The sequence below is a fragment of the Spirillospora sp. NPDC029432 genome, assembly GCF_040703975.1.
Lineage (GTDB): Bacteria > Actinomycetota > Actinomycetes > Streptosporangiales > Streptosporangiaceae > Spirillospora.
The window spans coordinates 1-6,921 of sequence record NZ_JBEZWH010000140.1 but is presented as its reverse complement, the minus strand read 5'-3'; the positions used below and the strand labels follow the sequence as shown (position 1 = coordinate 6,921).

Sequence of the window (6,921 nt, the reverse complement as noted above, 5' to 3'; positions counted from 1 at the left end):
GGCGTGCCGTACCTGCGTTCTGCCACTGCCGTCCCCCGATGCCGTGAAATGCCAGGTCCGACCCTATCCGGGCGCCGGGCCGCACGGAATTCCTGCGGCCATGCCGGGTAGGGGCCCGGCATGGACCACAACGAGCTGCGCGAACTCGGGCAGCGGCTGCGCGTGGACGCCGTCCGCGCGGCCGGCGCCGCGGGATCGGGCCACCCGACCTCGTCGATGTCGGCGGCCGATCTGATGGCGGTCCTGCTGGCCGAGCACCTGCGCTGGGACCCCGAGGCCCCCTCCAACCCGTGCAACGACCACCTGATCTTCTCCAAGGGGCACGCCTCACCGCTGCTGTACGCCCTGTACGCCGCGGCCGGGGCGATCACCGACGAGGAGCTGCTGACGTTCCGCACCGCCGGCAGCCGCCTGGAAGGCCATCCCACCCCCCGCCTGCCGTGGGTCGACGTGGCCACCGGCTCGCTGGGGCAGGGCCTGCCGATCGGGGTGGGCGTCGCCCTCACCGGCAAGCGGCTGGACCGCGGCCCGTACCGGGTGTACGTGCTGTGCGGCGACAGCGAGATGGCCGAGGGCTCGATGTGGGAGGCCGCCGAGCACGCCGGGTACGAGGGCCTCGACAACCTGACGGCGATCATCGACGTGAACCGGCTCGGCCAGCGCGGCCCCACCCGCCACGGCTGGGACACCGGCGCGTACGCCCGCCGGCTCGCCGCGTTCGGCTGGCACACCATCGAGATCGACGGGCACGACGTCGCGGCCGCCGACGCCGCCTACCGCGAGGCCGCGGGCACCGCCGGGCGGCCCACCGCGATCATCGCCCGGACCGAGAAGGGCCACGGCGTCGCCGCCGTCGCCGACCAGGAGGGCAAGCACGGCAAGCCGCTCCCCGACACCGCCGAGGCGGTCGCCGAGCTGGGCGGGCGGCGCGAGCTCGCCGTGGAGCCGCGCCACCCGGACGCCGAGCCGTGCGCCCGGCCGCTGGACCGCGAGGCCGTGCGGCTGCCGCGCTACCGGGTCGGTGAGGAGGTCGCCACCCGCGACGCCTACGGCGAGGCGCTCACCGCCGTCGGCCGCGCCCGCGGCGACGTGGTCGCGCTGGACGGCGAGGTCAGCGACTCCACCCGGTCCGGCCTCTTCGCCAAGGAGCACCCGGACCGCTTCTTCGAGTTCTACATCGCCGAGCAGCAGCTGGTCGCGGCGGCCGTGGGGATGCAGGTCCGCGGCTGGACGCCGTTCGCGTCGACGTTCGCCGCGTTCCTGACCCGCGCGTACGACTTCGTCCGGATGGCCGCCGTGAGCCGCGCCGACCTGAACCTGGTCGGCTCCCACGCCGGCGTGGCGATCGGGCAGGACGGGCCGTCCCAGATGGGCCTGGAGGACCTGGCGGCGCTGCGCGCGGTGCACGGCAGCACGGTGCTGTACCCGTGCGACGCCAACCAGACCGCCCGCCTCGTCGCCGCCATGGCCGACGCCGAGGGCATCCGCTACCTGCGGACCGGGCGCGGCGCGACACCGGTGATCTACGGCCCGGACGAGGACTTCCCGATCGGCGGCAGCAGGGTGCTGCGCTCCTCGCCGAGCGACGAGATCACCCTGGTCGCGGCCGGCGTCACCGTGCACGAGGCGCTGGCGGCCGGCGAGCGGCTGGCCGCGGCCGGGATCCCGGCCCGGGTGATCGACCTGTACTCGGTCAAGCCCGTGGACGCCGAGACGCTCCGGGAGGCCGCCGACACCACCGGGCGGCTCGTGGTCGCCGAGGACCACTGGCCCGAGGGCGGCCTGGCCGACGCCGTGCGCGGCGCCTTCGACGACGGCCGCCCGCTCCCCAGGATCCGGCACCTGGCCGTACGGAACATGCCCGCGTCCGCCACGCCCGCCGAGCAGCTGGCGGCCGCCGGCATCGACGCCGACGCGATCGTCGCGGCGGCCCTGGACATGGTCGACCTCGCCGCCATCGACCAGGGCGGCTAGGGCGGCGCCCCGCGGGCCCGGCCCGGGTCAGCCGCGGGACCGGCGGGCGATCACGCCCAGGTCCACGAGCGCCACCAGCGCGACCACGGCGCAGATCACCGCCGCGACCGAGGTCCCCGGGCCGTCGGCGACCACGGCGAAGAACACCATGGCCGCCAGGGCCAGCACCAGGGCGGTCCCGGACAGCGTCGCCCGCAGGCCCAGCGCGCTGCGGGCGGCCAGCGGCTCGGAGCCGGACGGCTGCCGGTGGCGGCGCGGCGCGTGCTGTCTCTGCCTCATGACCCCGTTGTGCCCGCTGGAGGCCCGCCGATGCGGCCCGGGGTTGCCCGAACAGTCGGCGTGCGCCATCATCGTCGGCATGATCACGAGGAAGGGCGGTCTCCGCCCGGGCCGTTGAGCCCCGCCGGACCGGTCCGGGAACCGGCCGAGAGCCCCGCCGCCACCGCCGACGCGCTGCTGGCGGCCGTCGAACCCCTCCCGTATCCGCGCCGCATGCGCGAGCTGGCCCTGCGCGCCCGCGCCATGGCCGGGACGCCGGAACTGGCCGCGCTGCTCGGCGAGCTGGCCGGGCGGGAACCCTACGAGCGCCGCACCGCCCTGCACATGGCCATGGCCGCCCGCGAACTCGGCCACATCACCGCCGTCCTCGCCGGACCCGACATGGACCTGCGGCGCGCCGCGCTGCGGGCCGTGCGGACGCTGCCCGTACCGGACGACGCCGCCGCGGCCGCACTGGAGGACGCCCCGTCCGCCCTGCGCCGCGCGTTCTACCGGACCCTCCTGCACTCGGGCCGCCGCGGGCTGGCCGACCGCCTGCTGCCGCTGGTCCGGGGCCGGTGGGGCGACCGCGAGGCCGCCCGGCTGCTGCCCGCCTGCGGCGCCGCGACGGTGCGCGCGGCGATGCCGGGGCTGGCGCACGCCGTCACCGCCTGGCGCACGCTCGGCCGGCACCACCCGGAACCGGTCGTGGAGCACGCCGAGCGCGAACTCGCGGGCCTCCGGTACGGCACCGCCTGGTGGCGCCGCCGGGGCGCCGGTGCCGAGGCCGCGGCCGCCCGCCTGCCGGACCGGGTGGCGGCCCTGCTCGACGCGCACCAGGTGAACATGGCGTACGTCCGGCTCCCGCCCGCGACCGCCGCGGCGGTGCTGGGCACCGACCGGGCCCGGGCGGCACGGCTGCTGGCGCGCAGCGTCCGCAACCGCGCGGTCCCGCGCCGGATCGCGCGCGACCACCTGCGGACCTGCTCGCCGGACGAGATCGCCGCCATGCTCCCGTCCCGGCACCGGGCGCTGCCGGCGTTCCTGGAGGACCTGCCGCCCGGGCTCCGCGCGGCCGCGTTCGACGCGGCGGCCGAGGCCGGCGGCGGCCCGCGCGCCGGCCTGAACGCGCTGCCCTGCCTCCCGCTGCTGCCGCCGGAACGGGCCGCGGCCGAGGCCCGGCGGATGCTCGACTGGCGCGGGTCGGTCCGGCACTCCTCGCGGTCCCGCGCCGACGATCCGCTGCTGCCGCTGCGGCTCCGGGCGTTCCTCCCGTACGCCGAGGCGGCCGGCCCGCTCGCCGAGGCCGCGTTCACCGGGGACCCGCGGCGCCGCGGCGCGGCACGGACCCTGCTGCTGGAGTGCGCCGCCCGTACCGGCGACCGCGCCGTGGTCGCCGGCGTCGTCACCAGGCTGGCGGAACGCGGCGCGGGCGAGCAGGATCCGCTGCGTGGCTCCCTGCTGGCCGCGCTCACCGCGCTGCCGCCCGCGCTCCTGGACGGCACCGTGGCCGGGCCGTTCGACCGGCTCGCCACCGCGGCCGTGGCGGCCCGCGACTCCTCGCCCGGCACCAGGCGGGTGCTGCGGGTCCTGGCGGCGCGCGTTCTCAGGCACGCCGAGGCCCCGGAGCTGTATCGGTGGGGGCTGGAGACGTACGCGCGGCTCGTCGCCCGCGACGGGGCGGAGGCGCTGGCCCCCGCCGAGCCGGGCCCGCCCTCCCGGCGGCGCGCCCGCGGTGGGCCGCGCGGGGCCCGGGCCGACCGGCTCGACCGGGTCCTGCGCCGCGGCCGGGAGGACGATCTCCTCGACCTGCTCCGCCCGCACCTGCGCGCGGCCCGCGACCGAGGCGATCTCGCGCTCGCCGTGGCGGTGGCCCGCTCCCTGGGCCGCCGGGCGCACGCGATCGGCGACCTCCAGGACGACCTGCGCGCGGCGGCCCTCCACGCGCCCGAGGAGATCGCCCGCGAGGCGGTGCACCTGTGGCTGGACGCGGCCGGCACCCGCGAGGCGCGCGCGGCCGAGCTGCTGGCGAACGACCCCGCCGCGATCGCGCACCCGCGCGTCTGGAGCGTGGTCGCGGGACGCCGTACCGACCTGCTCGGCGCGGCGCTGGACGGCGGGCCGCCCCTCGACCGGGTGCCCGAGGTCACCGCCGGGGCAGCGGGCCGCTGGACCCCGGGGCAGCGCGAGCGGGCACGGGCCTTCCTCGGCGCCGCGGCGGCCGACGAGCGGCTGCCCGTCGCGCCCCGGCTCGCGGCGGTGCGGTCGCTCGGCCGGCTCCCCGGCACGTCCGCCGAGCTGGAGTCGTGGGCGGGCGGGGAGGACGGACTCCTGGCCGAGGCGGCCCTGGACGCCCTGTCCCACGGCGGCGACCCGGACCGGGCACTGCGCGTCCTGCTCGCCCACGGCCGGGGTGCGGCCTCGGCCGCCGCCGTCGCCGCGATGGCCCGCTGCTGCGCCCGGATCGCCCCGTCCCGCCTCGGCCCCCTCCTGGAGGAGGCCCTGACGGGGCCGGACGGCAAGGTGACCGTGCGGAAGCAGGCCGCCCGCCAGATCGAGCGGCAGCGCGTCCCCGGCGGCGCCGGCATCCTGCTGCGCGCCTGGGAGGAACCCGGCCTGCACCGGGACGTCCGGATCGCGGTCGCGGCCGCGCTGCGGCACCTGCCCGAGGCGCCCGGGACGCTGGAGGCGCTCGGCGCCGCCGCCGGACCCCACGCGGGCGAGATCATGCTGCGCACGCTCTTCCGGGCCCAGCCCTGGGACTACGCCCCCGGGGACCGGCCCCGGTACGCCGCCCTCGTCCGCGACCTTCTCGCGGCGGCCGACGGGCCGGGCGTTCGGTTCCGCGCCGCCAGGGCGTTCTCGGCCTGGGTCCCCTGGTACGAGGGCGGCTTCGAGGACGTCCTCGCGGCCGTCGCGGACCCCGCCGACCCGGCCGGCCGCCGGGACCTGCCGGTCTTCGAGCAGCTGATGCGCACCGGAGCCGTCCGCGACGAGGCCCTGGATGTGCTGGACCGGCTGCTGGCCGCCGGGATGAGCGCCGAGGCCCGGCACCGCGTGGCGGCCCTGGCCAGGGTGCTGCAGGGCGATCCAGGAACCCGCGGGGCAGGCGACCCGCTGCGCGCGCTCGCGCTCCGGGCCGTCGACCGGCTGGCCGCCCGGCCGCTCTACCTCGGCGAGGCGATGCGGCTGGCCGTGACGCGCCTCCCGTCGCCGGAGGACGCCGGGCCGCTGCCCGGCAGCGTCGCGGCGGGCCTGACGGCCGGGCTGCTGTCGATCGCGGGGCACCTGCGGGGCGAGTCCCTGCTGGCCGTGGAGGTGTGCGACCGGCTGTCGAGCCGGTTCCGCCGGTACGGGAACGGCTGCGCGGTCCCGCCGGCGGACCTGCTCCCGGCGGTGCGGCGCCTGCGGGAACGGGGCGACCTCAGCTCCCAGCTGATGGCCCTCGCCCTCGCCGGCGCCGCCGGCCCGGCGGCGGGCTGGAGCACCGCATGGCGGGAGATCCTGGACGGCCTGCGGGATTCGCGCCACGTCGAGGTCCAGCGGCGCGCCTGGGAGATCGAGGCGGACTGAACCGCCCCGCCCCCCCGCGGCCGGACGCCTCAATCGGCCGCGGGGGAGCGGCGGTTGCGCACCATCGTCACCGTGGTGCCGCCGGAGCCCGGCGTGACCTCGACCGAGTCCATCAGCTCGCGCATCACCCGCAGCCCCCGGCCCCGCTCCGACGGGCGCGGCTCCTGCCAGCGGCCCCGGTCGCGCAGCACCAGCCGCACCGCGCCGCCCGCGAACTCGCCCGCGACGCGGATCGGACCCGGCTCGAAGCCGTAGCCGTGCTCGATCGAGTTGGCGGCCGCCTCGCTGCACGCCAGCACGATCTCGAAGGCGTCGTCCGGCTCCAGCCCGCTCGCCGCGAGCCAGCCCGCCAGCCGCTCGCGCAGCTCCGCCAGCCCGGCGCGGTCGCCGGTCAGCGCCAGCTCCATGCCGGGCGGCGCGGGATCGGTGCGCAGCAGCAGGATCGTGACGTCGTCCTCGGAGGCCGCGGCGGTCAGCGCCAGCAGGGAGTCGGCGGTGTGGTCCAGCGGCCCGGCGGGCCCGGCCAGCCGCCCGGCCAGCCGCGCCAGGCCGGAGTCGAGGCTCTCGTCGCGCCGCTCGACCAGCCCGTCCGTGTAGAGCAGCAGCGTGGAACCCGGCGGGAACGCCAGCCGCGTCATCACCGGGTCGTCGGCCTCGCCGACGCCCAGCGGCGGGCCGAGCGCCGCGTTCAGGAACGACACCTCGCCGTCGGGCGTCAGGACCAGCGGCGGCGGATGGCCCGCGTTGGCGTACTCGACCGTGCCGGCGGCCGGATCGACGACCGCGCAGCAGACCGTCACCATCACCTCCGCCGGCAGCGACTCGGCCAGCAGCGAGGTGAGCCGCAGCGCGCGGCCCGGCGGATGGCCCTCGGCGAGGTACGCCGACAGCACCGCGCGCACCTGGCTCATCACCGCCGCCGCGCCGATGCCGTGCCCGCACACGTCGCCCACCGCGACCGCGACCCGGCCGCCGTGCACCGGGACCTGGTCGTACCAGTCGCCGCCGAGCCGGTCCTCGGAGCGTCAGCGGGCCGCCCTCGACCCGGCCGCGCAGCCACCAGTACCAGGTCAGGACCGCCACCAGCCGCAGCGCCGTCGCCGGGTCGTCCCGCAC

At 78.6% G+C, this 6,921-nt stretch carries 4 protein-coding genes; 2 read left to right on the top strand and 2 right to left on the bottom strand.

Annotated elements, in window-relative coordinates; genetic code table 11:
- The first annotated feature begins 120 nt into the window (after positions 1-120).
- Positions 121-1,974: a transketolase gene (locus AB0881_RS41530; RefSeq protein WP_366626410.1), complete on the top strand. Its 1,854-nt coding sequence runs from the start codon at positions 121-123 to the stop codon at positions 1,972-1,974.
- Positions 1,975-2,001: 27 nt separating this feature from the next.
- Here the strand turns inward: AB0881_RS41530 and AB0881_RS41525 are convergent, their stop codons facing one another.
- Positions 2,002-2,253 carry a DUF6343 family protein gene (locus AB0881_RS41525; protein ID WP_366626409.1) on the bottom strand — a complete coding sequence of 84 codons (252 nt, stop codon included), beginning with the start codon at positions 2,251-2,253 and terminating at the stop codon, positions 2,002-2,004.
- A gap of 114 nt (positions 2,254-2,367) precedes the next feature.
- Here AB0881_RS41525 and AB0881_RS41520 point away from each other — a divergent pair, with 114 nt between their 5' ends.
- Positions 2,368-5,805, top strand: coding sequence for a hypothetical protein (locus tag AB0881_RS41520; protein ID WP_366626408.1), 3,438 nt, complete (start codon positions 2,368-2,370; stop codon positions 5,803-5,805).
- Positions 5,806-5,834: 29 nt separating this feature from the next.
- Here AB0881_RS41520 and AB0881_RS41515 read toward each other — a convergent pair whose 3' ends face one another.
- A complete protein-coding gene (locus AB0881_RS41515; protein ID WP_366626407.1) occupies positions 5,835-6,785 on the bottom strand; it encodes a SpoIIE family protein phosphatase in 951 nt (316 codons plus the stop codon).
- Positions 6,786-6,921 lie beyond the last annotated feature (136 nt).

Excerpts from the sequence above, each read along its gene's own strand:
- AB0881_RS41530 (WP_366626410.1), top strand. The coding sequence starts at position 121 with ATGGACCACAACGAGCTGCGCGAACTCGGGCAGCGGCTGCGCGTGGAC.
- AB0881_RS41525 (WP_366626409.1), bottom strand. The coding sequence starts at position 2,253 with ATGAGGCAGAGACAGCACGCGCCGCGCCGCCACCGGCAGCCGTCCGGC.